This is a genomic window from Pseudoxanthomonas sp. J35, from assembly GCF_000513995.1.
GTDB lineage: Bacteria > Pseudomonadota > Gammaproteobacteria > Xanthomonadales > Xanthomonadaceae > Pseudoxanthomonas.
The window spans coordinates 1-16,787 of sequence record NZ_AZVB01000009.1 but is presented as its reverse complement, the minus strand read 5'-3'; the positions used below and the strand labels follow the sequence as shown (position 1 = coordinate 16,787).

Genomic DNA, 16,787 nt, shown 5'->3' with positions numbered 1-16,787 from the left:
TGGCCGCACCGGGGCAAACGTGCTAAATACCGCGCCACAGGGGGTACCACGGATGCCTGCGACTGATCGGCCTGTTTCCAACGCCGGGGCGCGCCTGCGAACGCTCGCGGGTGCACCGCTGCCGCCGCGCGTCCGCCACGTCCTGGAGGCGGTGAACACCCACGCCGGGCAGGCGCTGACCACCTCGCTCAACCTGGCCCTCGCCGAGTTCGAACGGCAGCTGTTCAAGCAGGCCGACCGCGCGCGCAGCAGCCAGGACCAGTCCGAGCACTTCGCCGAACTGCAGCACCTGCGCAAGCACCGCGCCGACCTGGTACCGCGCTTCCTCGCCGGCCTGGAGGCGGAACTGGCCTGCCTGCGCGATCCGCAGGAACCGGCCGCCGCGCCGGCGACGGCGCCGTCGCTGCAGTTCCAGCACCTGACCCTGGTCGAGGACACCGACCTGGACCGCGACATCGTCCTCAACGAGATCGCGCGCCGCGAGGCGCAGCGCGGCGGCACCCCGCTGCTGCTGCTCGGCCAGCGCTTCGCCGTGCTCGCCGCGCGCCCGGCCTACGATCCGGAAACCCTGCCGATCGGTCCGCATGCGCTGTGCCGGATCCTGCGCGAGTCCGGCGAGGCGCTGGAACTGAGTCTGGATTCGCAGCTGCTGCTGTACCGGGTGTTCGAACGCCAGGTGATGGAGCGCTACGGCGAACTGGTCGAGCGGCTCAACGTGCTGCTGGCCCACGAGGACATCCTCCCCGGGCTGGCCTACATGCCCTACCGCCCGCGCACCGCGGGCGCCAGCCGCGTGCCGCCGCCGGGTACCGGCACGCCGGGCCAGCGCCCGCTGACCGGCTGGCACGGCCAGGCGGCGCCTTCGGCCTGGAGCGGCGCGCTGATGGCCGGGCTGGCCGCGCGCCACGGCGGCGATACCGGCGAAGCCGGATCGCCGGCGGCCACGGGAGCCGGCGCAGGCGGCGCCGCGACCGCCACCGCCGTGGCGCCGGACGAAGCGGGCGCGCACGCCGGCGCCCCCGCCACCGTCGAACTGCCCGAGACGCTGTTCGCGGCGCTGCAGGAACTGCTTTCCGAACGCCGGGCCGCCAGCGGCCAGGCGCCCGCCGCGGCGCCCGCCGGCAACATCCTGCAGTTGGACGCGGTGGTCAACGCGCTGGGCGCGATGCAGGCGGCGCCGCCGCCGAAGCGCGCGCCGGGCCGGCCGCGCCGCACCCTCGACGACCTGCGCCAGGCGATGCTGGCGCGCGCCCGCGAGCAGCATGGCCCGCAGGCCGGGCTGTCGCAGGAGCACAACGACACCTTCGACCTGCTGGGCATGCTGTACCGCGAGATCGGCCGCGAGGTGCACGAGGACGCGCCGGCCCAGGACCTGCTCGAACGCCTGCAGGTCCCGGTGATGCGCGCGGCGGTGCAGGACCGCAGCTTCTTCGTCCGCGACCAGCACCCGGCGCGCGAACTGCTCAACTCGGTGGCCGAGTCCGGCGCGACCTGGCTGGCGGAAGAGGACAACGACCCGCAGCTGGTCCTGCAGCTGGAGCAGGCGGTCGACCGCGTGGTCGAGGAGTACGACGGCGACGAGACCGTGTTCGAGCGCGCCAACCGCGAGGTGCAGGAACACTACCGCGCGCAGGCGCGCAAGGCCGAGATCGCCGAACGCCGCCAGGTCGAGGCCGCGCGCGGCCGCGACCGCCTGGAAACGGCCAAGCGCGCCGCCTCGGTGGCGATCGCCACGCGCCTGGAAGGGCGCAATCCGCCGCAGTTCGTGCGCGCGCTGATCAACCAGGCCTGGGCCGACGCGCTGACCCTGACCGCGCTGCGCCACGGCGAGGACTCGCCGGAATGGCACGAGCGCGACGCGGCCACCGAGCGCATCCTGGAGGTGACCTGCACGCCCGACGCGGCGCCGGATCCGGAGCTGGCCGCGCAGATCGACACCGCCCTGCGCCAGGTCGGCTACCACGAGGACGAGGCCAGCGCGATCGCGCGACGCCTGGCGCGCAGCGACGACGACGAGGCCACCTCGCGCACCGAGCTGACCGCCCGGCTCAAGGCGCGCGCGCGCCTGGGCGAGGGCGAAGGCGAGACCAAGAAGCCGAAGCTGCCGCCGCGCACCGCCGAGGAGCAGTCCTGCTACGAGTACCTGCGCACGCTGCCGTTCGGCACCTGGTTCGAGTTCGTGCACAACCAGCAGGGTCACGTGCACCGCGAACGTCTGTCCTGGTACAGCCCGGTCAGCGACAACGCCCTGTTCGTGAACGCGCGCGGCCACAAGGTCGGCGAACACTCGATGGATTCACTTGCGCGGCTGGTGGCCCGCGGCCAGGCGCGGGTGGTCACCGAGGACCGCGGCCGCCTGATCGACCGGGCCTGGCAGGCCACCTTGCGCGCGCTGCGCGGCCTGGCCGGGATGGGCAACGAAACCACCGGGGGGGCCCGCGCATGATCCACGACACCCGCCGCGCGCCGCGCCGCCACGTCACCACGGTGGTGCCGGTGATCGACACCATGACCGACCAGGTCGTCGGCCAGCTGGGCAACCTCTCCGAGACCGGCATGCTGTTGATCGCCACGGCGCCGCTGGTCGAAGACGCGCTGTACCAGCTGCGCTTCCACCTCGGCGGGCGGCCGCAGCCGCTCAACGTCGGCGTGCACCTGCTGTGGAAGGTCGACGCCAACACCCCCGGCCAGAGCTGGTGCGGCTTCCGCTTCCTGACCATCGCCGACGAACAGCGCCGCCATATCCGCGAATGGGTGCGCGCCGGCGACGAGGCCACGGTGCGCTGATCCTCCCGCGCCGCCCGCGGCGGCGCAGCGTCCCGCGTCGCTGGCCGCGGCACCATGACCGCCGGCCCGTCCCGGTACAGGCCGGATGGGGCAAACTTGCCCCTTTCCGCACCTGCTTCCCGCCATGGACGCCGCCAATCCCGCCCTGCTCTACCCCCAACACCTGGCCGTGCTGAAGGCCCGCGCCGACGAGGCGCTCGCGCGCAGCGGCCACGACCACCTGCTGGTCCCCAGCGGCCGGCGCCACTACCAGCTGTTCGACGACCGCGACTATCCGTTCGCGGTGAACCCGCACTTCAAGCACTGGCTGCCGCTGACCACGGTCACCGACAGCTGGCTGGTGTACACGCCCGGGCAGCGGCCGAAGGTCATCTACCTGCAGCCGTTCGACTACTGGCACGTGGTGCCCGAGGCGCCCGCCGGCTGGTGGGTGGAGCACTGCGAGGTGCACGTGATCCGCACCCCGGAGGAGGCGCTGCCGCTGCTGCCGCCGGCGGCGCGCTGCGCGATCCTCGGCGAGGCCAACAGCACCCTGGGCGACTACGCGCCGAACAACCCGGCCGCGGCGCTGGACTACCTGCACTACCAGCGTTCGTACAAGACCCCGTACGAGCTGGCGCTGATGCGCCTGGCCCAGCGCCGCGCCGCGCACGCGCACCGCGCCGCCGAGCGCGCGTTCCGCGCCGGCGCCAGCGAGTTCGAGATCCACATGGCCTACTGCGCCGCCGCGCAGCAGGACGCGACCGAGGTCCCCTACCAGAACATCGTCGCCCTCAACACCCACGGCGCGGTGCTGCACTACACCGAGCTGGACCGCGACCCGCCGGCCGAATCGCTGAGCTTCCTGATCGACGCCGGCGCCAGCCATTGCGGCTACGCGGCCGACATCACCCGCACCTATGCGGCCGACCGCGGCAGCGAGTTCCAGGCGATGATCGAGGCGGTCGACGCCGCCCAGCAGGACATGTGCGCGGCGGTGCGCGCCGGCGCCGACTACCGCCAGCTGCACCTGGACGCGCATCTGGTGCTGATGGGCATCCTGCGCGACTTCGGCGTGCTCAAGGTCTCGCCGGAGGCGGCGCTGGCCACCGGCGTGAGCGCGGCGTTCTTCCCGCACGGCCTGGGCCACCCGATCGGCCTGCAGGTGCACGACGTGGCCGGCTTCGCCGCCAGCGACCGCGGCGGCACCATCCCGCGCCCGGAGGGGCACCCCTACCTGCGCATGACCCGCGTACTGGAGCCGGGCATGGTCGTGACCATCGAGCCGGGCATCTACTTCATCGACATGCTGCTGGACGAGGTGAAGAAGAACGGCCACGCCGACAGCGTCGACTGGGCGCGCGTGGACCATTTCCGCCCGTACGGCGGCATCCGCATCGAGGACGACGTGGTGTGCACCGACGGCGCGCCGGAGAACCTGACCCGGCCGGCCTTCGCCTGAGCGGCGACGGTGGAAGGCCCCCGCGCCCACGGGGGCCAGGCGTCCCGGCGCGCGGCGCGCCGGGGCGATCCCGGCCTCAGACCGGGATCAGCGTGTTGATCACGTGCTCGAGGTACTCCTCGAACTCCTCGTGGGTCATCTTCGGCTGGTGCGGGCGCAGCTGCAGGAAGCCGACGTACGCCGCATAGGTCAGGCGCGCGCGGTTCACCGCCTCGGTGCGGCCCAGACCGGCCTGGCGGAAAGACGCGGTGAGGTAGTCCAGGCGCCGCTGCGACACGCGCTGGATCACCGGGCCCACCGCCGGATGCTCGAGCGCCTTGAGCAGTTCACTGTAGATCGCGTGCGGCTTGGTCTCGTGGCCGACCAGCTGGAACAGGCGGCGCAGGCGTTCACGCGGATCGGGAACCTCTTCCAGGCTGCCGAAGACCTGTTCCTGCTCGACCTCTTCCCAGCGTTCCAGCGCCGCCTGCAGCAGCGCGTCACGCGACGGGAAGTGCCAGTAGAAGCTGCCCTTGGTGACGCCGAGTCGGCGGGCGAGCGGTTCGACCGCCACGGCGGCGACGCCCTGCTCGGCGATCACGTCGAGGGCCACCTGGGCCCAGTCGGCAGCACTGAGGCGACTGCTGCGCGCGGGAGCGGAAGGCATCGGGGCGGCGGGGCTCGTGTTCATTCCCCGATTTAACCATACGCAGTAGTGCGTTGCAGTACGCGGTTTCTCGGGAAACTGCAGCCAATCACGAACCATACGGCCGATGCTGCACCGCCATACGCCTTCGTATTGACTTTCCGTCGACGCGGTCCATACCATCAGGTATGGATTTGGCTGCCACTACCGTCCCCACGGTCGTCGACCTGCGCCTTGAAGGCGCGGGACTGGCGCTGGCTGCCACCCGCTGCCACGCCGCCGGGCAGGGCCACGAGGCCCCCGCCGTGGTGTACGCGCACGGCTTCGGCCAGACCCGCGGCGCCTGGTCGGCCACCGCCGCCACGCTCGCCGCGCATGGCCTCCCTGGCCTGGCCTACGACGCCCGCGGCCATGGCGGCTCGGACCGCAATGCACCGGGCGAGCCCTACACGGGGCACCAGTTCACCGACGACCTGATCGTGCTGGCCGGCGAACTGCCGCAGCCGCCGGTGCTGGTCGCCGCCTCGATGGGCGGGCTGTTCGGCCTGCTCGCCGAGGCGCGCTGGCCCGGCCTGTTCCGGGCGATGGTGCTGGTCGACATCACCCCGCGCTGGGAAGCGGCCGGGGTCGAGCGCGTGCTCGGCTTCATGACCGCCTTCCCGCACGGCTTCGCCTCGCTGGACGAGGCTGCCGACGCGATCGCCGCCTACCTGCCGCACCGCCGCGGCCGCAAGTCGCCGGGAACCCTGCGCGAACTGCTGCGCCAGGGCGGAGACGGCCGCTGGCGCTGGCACTGGGACCCGCGCCTGGTCGACGAGCTGGCGCGCGACGCCGAACGCCACCAGGACGACATCGCCGCGGCCACCCGCGCGGTGCGCTGCCCGCTGCTGCTGGTCAGCGGCGGCCGCAGCGACCTGGTGTCCGCGCAGACCATCGGGCATTTCCTCGAACTGGCGCCGCACGCGCGCCATGTGCAGCTCGCCGATGCCACGCATATGCTGGCCGGCGACGACAACGACCGCTTTACCGCCACCGTGCTGGAATATCTGGCGGAACTGGACCGGAGCGAAAGTTCCGGGACTTCCACCGCAGACCGGGCTCCAGCGCCCGTCACCGGAGCAGACCCATGAGCATCGCCGCGCCAATCCTGGCATTCATACTGATCAGCGCATTCGCCGCATACCACCGCTGGCGCCTCGCCGCGTGGGCAGCCCTCCTCGCCACCGCCCTGGTCGCCTGCTGGCTGCTCGGCGCCAACCAGACCGCCACCGCGGTCGTGGCCATCGTCGCAGCGGTCATCGCCGTGCCGCTGCTGCTGCCGTTCATCCGCAAGCCGCTGCTGGTGGCGCCGCTGCTGGACGTGTTCCGCAAGATCCTGCCGCCGCTGTCGCAGACCGAGCGCATCGCCCTGGAGACCGGTTCGGTCGGCTTCGAGGGCGAACTGTTCACCGGCGATCCGGACTGGCAGAAGCTGCTGGACTATCCCAAGCCGCAGCTCACCGCCGAAGAGCAGGCCTTCCTCGACGGCCCGGTCGAGGAGCTGTGCAGGATGATCAACGACTGGGAGATCACCCACGTCCACGCGGACCTGCCGCCGGAGCTGTGGGACTTCATCAAGAAGAACAAGTTCTTCGGCATGATCATCCCGAAGGAGTACGGCGGCCTGGGCTTCTCGGCCCTCGCCCACCACAAGGTCATCCAGAAGATCGCCTCGGTCTCCTCGGTGGTCAGCTCCACCGTCGGTGTGCCCAACTCGCTGGGCCCGGGCGAGCTGCTCAACCACTACGGCACCAGGGAGCAGAAGGAGTACTACCTGCCGCGCCTGGCCGTCGGCCAGGAAGTGCCCTGCTTCGGCCTGACCGGCCCGTTCGCCGGCTCCGACGCGACCTCGATCCCGGACTACGGCATCGTCTGCAAGGGAGAGTGGAATGGCGCCAACGTGCTCGGCGTGCGCCTGACCTTCGACAAGCGCTACATCACCCTGGCCCCGGTCGCGACCCTGATCGGCCTGGCCTTCCGCATGTACGACCCGGACGGCCTGCTGGGCGACACCAAGGACATCGGCATCACCCTGGCGCTGCTGCCGCGTGACACCGCCGGCGTGGAGATCGGCCGCCGCCACTTCCCGCTGAACTCCCCGTTCCAGAACGGCCCGATCCGCGGCAAGGACGTGTTCATCCCGCTGAGCCAGTTGATCGGCGGCGCCGAGATGGCCGGCAAGGGCTGGAACATGCTCAACGAGTGCCTGGCCGTGGGCCGCTCGATCACCCTGCCCTCCACCGCTTCCGGCGGTGCCAAGTTCGGCGCCCGCGTGACCGGCGCCTACGCCCGCATCCGCAAGCAGTTCGGCCTGTCGGTCGGCCGCTTCGAGGGCGTCGAGGAAGCGCTGGCCCGCATCGGCGGCAAGGCCTACACCGCCAGCGCGCTGGCCCAGGCCACCGCCGCGGCTGTGGACCGCGGCGACGTGCCGTCGGTGCCGTCGGCGATCGCCAAGTACCACTGCACCACCATGGGCCGCGAAGTGATCACCGACGTGATGGACGTGATCGGCGGCAAGGGCATCATCCTCGGCCCGCGCAACTTCGCCGGCCGCGCCTGGCAGGCTGCGCCGATCGGCGTGACCGTGGAAGGCGCCAACATCATGACCCGCAGCCTGCTGATCTTCGGCCAGGGCGCGATCCTGTGCCATCCGTGGGTGATGAAGGAAATGAAGGCGGCGCAGGACAAGGACCGCAAGGCCGCCGTCGAATCCTTCGATGAGAGCCTGGCCGGCCACGTCCGCTACGGCATCTCCAACGCCGTGCGTTCGTTCTGGATGGGCCTGACCGGCTCCAGGTTCGGCAGCGTCCCGGGCGACGACTACACCCGTCCGTTCTTCCGCAAGCTCGACCGGTACTCGGCCAACCTGGCGTTGATGACCGACCTGTCGATGCTGCTGCTGGGCGGCAAGCTGAAGTTCAAGGAATCGCTGTCCGGCCGCCTGGGCGACGTGCTGAGCCACCTGTACATGGCCGGCGCGGTGCTCAAGCGCTACCACGACGAGGGCTGCCCGGAAGCGGACAAGCCGCTGCTGGCGTGGAGCATGTACAACAGCTTCTACGTGATCGAGAAGGCACTGTCCGACGCGCTGCGCAACTTCCCGATCCGCCCGGTGGGCTGGCTGCTGTGGGCGCTGGTGTTCCCGCTGGGCCGTCGCGCCGAGGCCCCCGGCGACCGCCTGAACCACCGCGTGGCCTCGCTGCTGATGTCGCCGAACGAAGCGCGCGACCGCCTGGGCCAGGGCGTGTTCCTGACCCCGTGCGAGAACAACCCGGGTGGCCGCATCGACAGCTACCTGGCCAAGGCCGTGGCCGCCGAGCCGGTCGAGCGCAAGTTCCTCAAGGCGCTCAAGACCAAGGGCATCGAGGCGCTGGACTTCCCGGCGCAGCTGGACGAGGCCGTGGGCGAGGGCGTGATCACCGCCGAAGAGCGCAAGCAGCTGGAAGAACTGCGCCAGATCACCCTCGAGGCGATCACCGTGGACGACTTCGACGCCCACGAGCTGCGCGCGGCCAGCTACTACGACCAGCACAAGCCGGGTACCCGCGAAGCGGCCTGATCCGCCGCGACACCGGCAGAGCGACACCAACGACGGCGGGCCCCCGGGCCCGCCGTCCGCATATCCGGACCCACGCAACAGGAGCGAACCGATGTCCAACCGCCTGCTCGACACCTGGCGCCGCATGCAGCGCTGGCCGGCCGGAGGCTGGCTGTTCTCGCGCGCGGTCTGCTTCAAGGCGCCCTACTTCGCCACCATCGCCCCGCGCATCACCGTGCTCGAACCGGGCCGCTGCGAGGCGACGATCGGGCACCGCCGCAAGGTCACCAACCACCTCGGCACGGTCCACGCCATCGCGCTGTGCAACCTGGCCGAACTGGTCGCCGGGGTGATGACCGACGCCACCGTGCCGGCTTCGATGCGCTGGATCCCGCGCGGGATGACGGTGGAGTACCTGAAGAAGGCCGTGGGCAGCATCCATGCCACCGCCACCCCGGAAGGCGCGCTGGTCGAGGCCGGCGAGGCCTACGAGCTGCCGGTGGCGGTGGAGGCGCGCAACCCGGCCGGCGAGGTGGTGTTCCGCGCGCGGGTGATGATGTGGATCTCGCCGAAGCCGGCGCGACCGGCCGTCGCGTCCCGCCGGTAACGGGCGGGAGGCTGCCCGTTCAGGCGGCCGCGTCGGCCGCCGGCACCGCCGCGCCGCGCTCGTCGGGCAGCTTCTTCTCCTGGCGCAGCAGCCGCAACGCGGAGAAGGTCATCGCGGCGGCGACCAGCGCGCCGGCGCCGAACACCGCGCTGGAACCGATCAGCGACAGCGGCTTGTGCAGCCAGACGAAGCTCAGGTCGGCGCCGCGGTAGATCACCGTATCGATGGCCGCGCCGGCCTTGTAGCGCCACTCGCGGCCGACCCGGGTATAGATCGTCTCGCGCGCCGGCTTGGCCAGGGAGAACTCGCTGGCGCGGGTCACCACCTGCACCACCGCCACGATCAGCGGCAGCGGCGAGGCGGCCAGCACCGAGAAGCCGACGATGATCGCGCAGCCGGGGATCAGCAGCGCCGGGGCGATGCCGAAGCGCGACATCAGGCCGCGGGTGACCAGCAGCTGCACCACCAGGGTCAGCGCGTTCACCGCCAGGTCCAGGGTCGCGTAGAACGCGGTGGCCGCGGCCGGGTCGCTGTAGGCGCGGCGCACGATCGCCGCCTGCTCGTTGTACAGCAGCGTGCCCACGCCGACGCCGCCGACCACCATCAGCGCCATCCAGCGCAGCAGCGGCTCGCGCAGGACCAGCTTGAGCCCGGCCAGCACCTCGCCGCCCATCGGCACCTCGCCGCTGGCCACGCCGCGCGCCTGCTCGCGGGCCACCGCCCACAGCCGCAGCCGCAGCAGGCAGACCACGCACATGGCCAGGAACCCGGCCGACACCAGCATCAGGTTGGCGATGCCGACCCGCTCGACCAGGCTGCGGGTGAGGATCGGCCCGAGGAAGGCGCCCAGGGTGCCGGCCGCGCCGATGTAGCCGTAGTAGGCGCGCGCCTCGGCGTTGCTGAAAACGTCGGCCATGAAACTCCAGAACACGGCCACCGCGAACAGGTTGAACACCGTGATCCAGAGGAAGAAGGCCATGCCCCGCCCCGGCACGCCGCTGTCGAACAGCACGTAGAAGCCCAGCAGGGTGGCGATGAAGAAGCCGTACACCACCGGCAGGAACACCCGCCGCGGGAAGCGGCTGACCAGCCAGCCGTACACCGGCTGCAGCGCCAGCATGATCAGGAAGGTGCAGGTGAACAGTACCTGCAGGGTGAACTCGCGCAGGGCGATGCCGCGTTCGGCGAAGAAGCCGATCATCGCCGGCGGGAAGATCGCCTCCACGTCGGCCGAGGCGCCCATCGCCTCGCGCACCGGGCGCAGCACGTAGTAGCCGCTGAGCAGGCAGAAGAAGTACACGAACGCCCAGACCAGCGGCGGCGATTCGGACATCGCCGAGCGGAGACGGCCGAGGCGGCTGGGCGCCGTGTCTGCAGGGGTCATGGGCGTTCCCGGGGTGTAGAACCGGCCGGCCCACACGGTCCGTCCTTGGCTCGAAGTATACGATGCAGCGCAACATCGCCAGAGCGCCCCGCGCCGTACGCCCGGGGGCCTTGCGTGCATGCGCCGCCTGCCCACAGCATCCCGGTGCCGCGATGGCGGCGGACGACGGGGGATCCATGTACGACTTCATCGTGATCGGAGCCGGATCGGCCGGCTGCGTGCTGGCCGCACGGCTGAGCAAGGACCCGGCCTGCCGGGTGCTGCTGCTGGAAGCCGGGCCGCGCGACTGGAACCCGATGATCCACATGCCCGCCGGCCTCGGCCGCCTGGCCAACAACCGCACGGTGAACTGGAACTACAGCACCGAGCCGGAGCCGCAGCTGCACGGGCGCCGCCTGTGGTGGCCGCGCGGCAAGGTGCTCGGCGGCTGCAGCTCGATCAACGCGATGTGCTACACCCGCGGCGTCCCCGGCGACTACGACGAATGGGAGCGGGCCGGCGCGGCCGGCTGGAGTTGGGACGCGCTGCTGCCGTACTTCCTGCGCGCCGAAGACAACGCGCGCGGCGCCTCGCCGCTGCACGGCACCGGCGGCCCGCTGCGGGTCTCCGACCTGCGTCACCGCAACCCGCTCTCGGAAGCCTTCGTCGAGGCCGGCGTGCAGGCCGGCTGGGGCCGCAACGACGACTTCAACGGCCCACGCCAGGACGGCTTCGGCTTCTACCAGGTGACCCAGCGCGACGGCGCGCGTTGCTCGGCCGCGGTCGCCTACCTGGCGCCGGCGCGCGCGCGGCCGAACCTGCACGTGGCCACCGGCGCGCTGGTGCGGCGGATCGTGGTCGAACACGGCCGCGCCACCGCGGTCGAGTACGCCACCGGGCGCCGCCTGCACCGCGCCGGGGCCGCCGGCGAGATCCTGCTCAGCGCCGGCGCGATCAACTCGCCGCAGCTGCTGATGCTCTCCGGCATCGGCCCGGCGGCGCAGCTGCGCGGCCACGGCATCCAGGTGCACGCCGACCTGCCGGGCGTCGGCGCCAACCTGCAGGACCACCTGGACATCTGCACCCTGTACCACTGCCCGCCCGGCCTCAGCTACGACCGCGCCAGCGAGCTGAAGATCGCCTTCGACTACTTCCTGCGCGGGCGCCGCGGCGCCGGCAGCAGCAACATCGCCGAGGCCGGCGGCTTCGTCCGCTCCGCGCTGGCGCCGGACGACCGCCCCGACGTGCAGTTCCACTTCGTCCCGGCGATGCTCGACGACCACGGCCGCAACCGCCTGCAAGGCGACGGCATGACCGTGCACGCCTGCTTCCTGCGCCCGCGCAGCCGCGGCCGCATCGCCCTGCGCGACGCCGATCCACGCAGCGCGCCGCGGATCGAGGCCAACTACCTGAGCGACCCTGGAGGCTTCGACCTGCGCATGATGGCCGAGTGCGCGAAGCTGTCACGCGAGTTGCTGGCGCAACCGGCGTTCGACCGCTACCGCGGCGCGCCGATCCACCCGGCGCGCGAGGACCTGGACGACGCCGGCCTGGCCGAGTTCGTCCGCGCCAAGGCCGAGACCATCTACCACCCGGTCGGCACCTGCCGCATGGGCGTGGACGACCACGCCGTGGTCGATCCGCAGCTGCGCGTGCGCGGTGTGGACGGACTGCGCGTGGTCGACGCCTCGGTGATGCCGACCCTGGTCGGCGGCAACACCAACGCGCCGGTGATCGCGATGGCCGAACGCGCGGCGGACATCGTGCGCGGGCGCGTGCCGGCCATCGCCTCGGACCCGGCCTCGCCGCCGCAGCTCGCCGTACCTGCCGCGTAGACGGCGGCCGTCGCATCCACCGCCGGCGCGGTGGACGCCCGCGGGCTCCTACGCCCGCTCCAGCATCGCCGGCAGCGGGCAGTGCAGCAGCGCGCACACCGTGCGCAGCAGCTCGGCCTCGGCCACGCTGACCCGGCGGTCGTGCGAGACCGCGTCGACCAGCGCTTCCACCAGCACCTGCTTGGCAGGCGGCGCCAGCGCGTCCAGCGGCTCCCACACCGCGTCCAGCGCGCGCACGCCCTCGGCCGGCGGCGTGTACGGCAGGTGGTCGCGCGGCAGCACCCGCTGCAGGCCGGCCAGGTAGGCGCGCTGCGCGTCCATCGGCTTGCCCGGATGCCCGGCCTCGGCGACCGCCGCCAGCAGGGTGGCGAATTCCTGGCGCACGCCCGGCGCCTTGCTGCGGCCGAAGCGGGCGTGGCGCGACGGATCCAGCGCCTCGCGCACCTGCACCTGCAGCAGCTTGGACAGGCAGTACTCGAACACCGACACGCGGCCGTCGGCATGGACCATCGCCTCGATCGCGTCGAGGAAGGCGTCCAGCTCCGGCCGCGGGCGCTGGCGCAGTACCGGGAAGGCCAGCGAAGCCAGCGGCAGGCGCAGCGAGGGGTGCAGGCCGCGCAGGTGGAGGTCGCGCAGGTCGAAGGCCTGCTGCGCCAGTTCGGCGCCGCAGCGCGCGGCGATCTCGGTGCGCTGGCGCGCGGCCACGGCCGGGTCGGCGTCCAGCAGCATGCCCAGCAGCAGCGGCATCGCCGCGCCGCGCTGGCGCGCCAGCTCGCGCAGTTCGGGCGGCAGGCCCTCCACCAGGTCGTGGGCACGCTGGTAGTCGTCCTCGGCCGGCGTCGCGACCTGGCCGGCGACCATCGGCGGGGTGACGACCAGCTGGGCGTCGGCCGGCGGCAGCGGCGGCGGACCGCCGGCCTGGGCGTCGCGCGCGGCCAGGCCCAGCGCCACGTCCTCGGCCAGGCCGTCGGGCGGCGCCATCTTCCAGCGCGCCTGCAGCTGCTGCAGCTGGCTGGCGTCGAAGGTCGGCTCGAGGCGGCGGATCCGCTCGACCAGCGGCGGATGGGTGGCGAACAGCCCGGACAGCGCCGCGCCCGGGCCGAACAGCATGTGGCTGACCTCCTCGGCGTCGGCGCGGTCCTGCAGCGCCGATCCGGACTGCAGCCCGCCGATCTTCTTCAGCGCGCCGGCCAGGCCGCGGGTCTGGCGGGTGAACTGCACCGCCGAGGCATCGGCCAGGTACTCGCGCTGGCGGCTGACGCCGGCCTTGATCATGCGCCCGAAGAACACGCCGATGCTGCCGACCACCATCGCCACCAGCGCCGCCACCAGCAGCGGGGTGGCGTCGCGCGAGCGGCCCAGGCGCCCGTAGACCAGGATGCGCTGGCCGATCAGGCTGAGCATGAGGATGCCGAACAGCAGGCCGATCAGGCGGATGTTCAGGCGCATGTCGCCGTTGAGCACATGGCTGAACTCGTGCGCGATCACGCCCTGCAGCTCGTCGCGGTTGAGCCGGTCCAGCGCGCCGCGGGTCACCGCGATGGCCGCGTCGGAAGTGCCGTAGCCGGCGGCGAAGGCGTTGATGCCGGCCTCGTTCTCCAGCACGAACAGCGCCGGCACCGGCACGCCGGAAGCGATCGCGATCTCCTCCACCACGTTGCGCAGGCGGCGCAGCGACGGGTCGCGGGTGTCCTCCGGGACGAAGGTGCCGCCCATCTGCGCCGCGACCACCGCGCCGCCGCCGCGCAGCGAGGCGATCCGGTACAGCGATCCCAGCCCGATCACCGCCAGCGTGGCGAAGGTCGCCGCCACGGTCGCGCCGACGCTGCCGGTCAGCACCAGCGTGACCAGGTCCACCGCCAGCACGATCGCCACCACCGCCGCCGCGAACAGCAGCACCAGCCGCCCCGAGCCGCGGCGCGCCGCGGCCTGATGCTCGAAGAAGTTCATCGCCCCCTGCCCCACGTCCCGGTTGGTCGGCCGTCCGTGCCGGTCAGAACTGGACCTTCGGCGCCTCGCGCACCTGCGTCTTGTCCGCCGGGATCTCCAGCAGCGCCGCCGGGGCGAAGTTGAACATGCCGGCGACCACGCTCGACGGGAAGACCTCGCGCTTGTTGTTGTAGGCCATCACCGCGTCGTTGTAGGCCTGGCGCGCGAACGCCACCCGGTTCTCGGTCGAGGACAGCTCCTCGGTGAGCTGCATCATGTTCTGGTTGGCCTTCAGGTCCGGATAGGCCTCGGCCACCGCCAGCAGGCGGCCGAGCACGCCGTTGAGCTGGCCCTGGCTGGAGGCCAGTTCCGCCATCGCCGACGCGTCGCCCGGGTGCGCCTTGGCCGCGGCCAGGCCGGCCTGCGCCGCCGAACGCGCGGCGACCACCGCCTCGAGGGTCTCGCGCTCATGGGCCATGTAGGCGCGCGCGGTCTCCACCAGGTTGGGGATCAGGTCGAAGCGCCGCTGCAGCTGCACGTCGATCTGGGCGAAGGCGTTCTTCCACGCGTTGCGGCTGGTGACCAGGCCGTTGTAGACCCCCACCGCCCACAGGGCGAGGACCACGACGAGACCCAAAAACACCAACAGGATCAACATAGTGCCCATTCATCTTCTCCTGGTTTGTACATTCCCCGGAAACCGGCGCTAGAATCGGTTGCAGCGGTAGCTTACAGGCATCAAATACATGAAAGACGGGCGCGTGGGGCCGGACCGGCCGCGGGGAATCCGACCGCTGACCTTGGGTGCGCTCGCCCTGATGCTCGCCATGGCGCTGCCGTCGACCGCGCGCACGCCTACCCTTGCGCCGGGGGCGCTGCCGCCGCCGGCCCAGCCGCTTCCGTATCGCACCTACGACGCCACCGCCCGCAAGCCGCTGGCGGCGGATTTCGATGTCGCCCTGTTCGAGGCGATGGCCGAACAGCTGGTCCAGGGCCAGCGCGTGCCAGGCCTGGCGATGGCGATCGTGCACGAGGGCCGCATCCTCAGCGCGCGCGGCTACGGCGTCACCGACGTGGTCCGCCCGCAGCCGGTCGACGCGCACACCGTGTTCCGCCTGGCCTCGCTGTCCAAGGCCTTCGCCGGGACCATGGCCGGCCTGCTGGTCAACGACGGCAGCCTGCGCTGGGACAGCCGCGTGGCCGACTACGTGCCCGGCTTCCAGCTGCAGGATCCGCAGCTCACCCGCCAGGTGACGGTCGCCGACCTGCTCAGCCACCGCGTCGGCCTGAAGGCGCACAACGCCTTCGACCGCGACATCGAGGGCAACGCCGAGTACTACACGGTCTCGCAGAAGCTCGGCAGCGCCGAGCTGGCCTGCGCGCCGGGCGAGTGCTACGCCTACCAGAACGTCGCCTTCAGCCTGATCGGCGACGTGGTCTTCGCCGCCTCCGGCAATTTCTACGAACAGGAAGTCCAGCGGCGCGTGTTCAAGCCGCTGGGCATGAACGACGCCAGCCTCGGCCTGGCCGGGATCGAATCCAGCCCGCGCTGGGCGCGCCCGCACGTGCGCAGCCGCAACGGCTGGGTCTCGCTGAGGCCCAAGCCCACCTACTACCGCCTGCCGCCGGCGGCCGGCGTCAACGCCAGCATCAGCGACATGGCGCAGTGGCTGCTCGCCCATACCGGCCATCGCCCGGACGTGCTGCCGGCGCCGCTGCTGGCCACGCTGCACGCGCCGGTGGTGTCGACCCCGGGCGAGCTGCGTTCCGGCTGGCGCCGCGACCGCGTGCAGGCGGCCAGCTACGCGCTTGGCTGGCGCGTGTTCGACTACGCCGGCGAGGAGCTGGTGTTCCATGCCGGCGCGGTGCAGGGCTACCGCGGCATGACCGCGATGCTGCCGGGCCGCGACCTGGGCATCGCCATCCTCTGGAACAGCGAGAGCTCGCTGCCCAGCGGCCTGCTGCCGACCATCCTCGACCGCGCCCTCGGCCTGCCGCCGGAACGCTGGCTGGACGTGGACGTGGAGTTCGGCGCCGACAACCTGATGGTCGAGCGCAGCACCGAACAGCCGGAAGCCCCGGCCAAGCGCGGCAGCTCCGGCACCACGGCGACCGCTTCGCCGCGCTGACCAGCCAGGCCGCGGGCGCCCTGCCCGCGGACGTTCTTCGCGATCGCTCCTGCACGAACCCCTGGCGGCCGCCCGGTGAAGGGTCGCCAGCGTGCGTCCCGGCGAAACCGGCATGCCGCCCCGGACCCGTCCGCCACGCCGCCGGCGCGTCGCCACAAAAAAGGTTCTTCTCCCAAGTGAGGGAGAGAGGCGCACGGCCGACCCGGCAGACTTGCTGGTGTCGAAGCAACAAACTGGGGCCGGCCGTGGCCGAGTTGGATTGTATGTTCCCGCTGGGAGGCTGGGCGGGATATGGCGTGAGCCGCTGGCATCGCGAGCCGCGCGGCGGCCAACGCTGGCTGGTGATCGAGCTTGATCCGCAGGAGGGCGTGCGGCGTTGCTGCAGCGGCTGCGGCCAGCCCGTGGCGGCGATCCACGACCGCGCGGTGCGGCGGATCCGCGACCTGCCGGTGTTCGAGGAGTCGGTGGAGCTGCGGGTGCAACGGCTGCGCCTG

Annotated in this window: 13 protein-coding genes; 9 read left to right on the top strand and 4 right to left on the bottom strand. The window is 72.0% G+C overall.

What is annotated here, in order from left to right:
* The first annotated feature begins 52 nt into the window (after positions 1 to 52).
* The 3 genes from PSEJ35_RS15680 (at position 53) to pepQ (ending at position 4,228) form a co-directional block, all read left to right on the top strand.
* Positions 53 to 2,446 (top strand): DUF1631 domain-containing protein, encoded by a 2,394-nt coding sequence (locus tag PSEJ35_RS15680; RefSeq protein WP_051412566.1) that lies wholly within the window; start codon positions 53 to 55, stop codon positions 2,444 to 2,446.
* Positions 2,443 to 2,787, top strand: a complete 345-nt coding sequence (locus tag PSEJ35_RS0107065) for a PilZ domain-containing protein (protein WP_028917169.1) — start codon at positions 2,443 to 2,445, stop codon at positions 2,785 to 2,787. The genes PSEJ35_RS15680 and PSEJ35_RS0107065 overlap by 4 nt, the downstream gene beginning before the upstream one ends.
* Before the next feature lie 124 nt (positions 2,788 to 2,911).
* Positions 2,912 to 4,228 (top strand): Xaa-Pro dipeptidase, encoded by a 1,317-nt coding sequence (gene pepQ / locus PSEJ35_RS0107060; protein WP_028917168.1) that lies wholly within the window; start codon positions 2,912 to 2,914, stop codon positions 4,226 to 4,228.
* 76 nt (positions 4,229 to 4,304) lie between these two features.
* On the opposite strand, the gene PSEJ35_RS0107055 is transcribed toward pepQ, so the two are convergent.
* On the bottom strand, positions 4,305 to 4,898 hold the full coding sequence (locus tag PSEJ35_RS0107055) for a TetR/AcrR family transcriptional regulator (protein WP_028917167.1): 594 nt from the start codon (positions 4,896 to 4,898) through the stop codon (positions 4,305 to 4,307).
* Positions 4,899 to 5,041: 143 nt separating this feature from the next.
* Here PSEJ35_RS0107055 and PSEJ35_RS0107050 point away from each other — a divergent pair, with 143 nt between their 5' ends.
* The 3 genes from PSEJ35_RS0107050 to PSEJ35_RS0107040 all read left to right on the top strand — a co-directional run bounded on the left by PSEJ35_RS0107050 (position 5,042) and on the right by PSEJ35_RS0107040 (position 9,037).
* A complete protein-coding gene (locus tag PSEJ35_RS0107050) occupies positions 5,042 to 5,983 on the top strand; it encodes an alpha/beta hydrolase (RefSeq protein WP_037082693.1) in 942 nt (313 codons plus the stop codon).
* A complete protein-coding gene (locus tag PSEJ35_RS0107045) occupies positions 5,980 to 8,451 on the top strand; it encodes an acyl-CoA dehydrogenase (protein ID WP_028917165.1) in 2,472 nt (823 codons plus the stop codon). Before PSEJ35_RS0107050 ends, PSEJ35_RS0107045 begins: the two co-directional genes overlap by 4 nt.
* 91 nt (positions 8,452 to 8,542) lie before the next feature.
* Positions 8,543 to 9,037 carry a hotdog fold domain-containing protein gene (locus PSEJ35_RS0107040; RefSeq protein ID WP_028917164.1) on the top strand — a complete coding sequence of 165 codons (495 nt, stop codon included), beginning with the start codon at positions 8,543 to 8,545 and terminating at the stop codon, positions 9,035 to 9,037.
* A 19-nt stretch (positions 9,038 to 9,056) separates the two neighbouring features.
* Here the strand turns inward: PSEJ35_RS0107040 and PSEJ35_RS0107035 are convergent, their stop codons facing one another.
* Entirely contained in the window at positions 9,057 to 10,421 is a 1,365-nt protein-coding gene (locus PSEJ35_RS0107035; protein WP_028917163.1) for an MFS transporter, read from the bottom strand.
* 176 nt (positions 10,422 to 10,597) lie between these two features.
* Here PSEJ35_RS0107035 and PSEJ35_RS15675 point away from each other — a divergent pair, with 176 nt between their 5' ends.
* Positions 10,598 to 12,235, top strand: coding sequence for a choline dehydrogenase (locus PSEJ35_RS15675; protein ID WP_051412579.1), 1,638 nt, complete (start codon positions 10,598 to 10,600; stop codon positions 12,233 to 12,235).
* Positions 12,236 to 12,283: 48 nt separating this feature from the next.
* On the opposite strand, the gene PSEJ35_RS0107025 is transcribed toward PSEJ35_RS15675, so the two are convergent.
* Positions 12,284 to 14,185 carry a M48 family metallopeptidase gene (locus PSEJ35_RS0107025; protein WP_028917162.1) on the bottom strand — a complete coding sequence of 634 codons (1,902 nt, stop codon included), beginning with the start codon at positions 14,183 to 14,185 and terminating at the stop codon, positions 12,284 to 12,286.
* A gap of 43 nt (positions 14,186 to 14,228) precedes the next feature.
* The gene (locus tag PSEJ35_RS0107020) at positions 14,229 to 14,831 is read right to left on the bottom strand and encodes a LemA family protein (protein ID WP_028917161.1); all 603 of its coding nucleotides are present in this window, start codon (positions 14,829 to 14,831) and stop codon (positions 14,229 to 14,231) included.
* A gap of 160 nt (positions 14,832 to 14,991) precedes the next feature.
* On the opposite strand from PSEJ35_RS0107020, the gene PSEJ35_RS0107015 reads away from it, so the two are divergent.
* Positions 14,992 to 16,293: a serine hydrolase domain-containing protein gene (locus tag PSEJ35_RS0107015; protein ID WP_232207602.1), complete on the top strand. Its 1,302-nt coding sequence runs from the start codon at positions 14,992 to 14,994 to the stop codon at positions 16,291 to 16,293.
* 296 nt (positions 16,294 to 16,589) lie between these two features.
* Positions 16,590 to 16,787, top strand: a 198-nt coding sequence (locus tag PSEJ35_RS0107010) for a transposase family protein (protein ID WP_198014166.1), incomplete at its 3' end; no start/stop codon positions are given.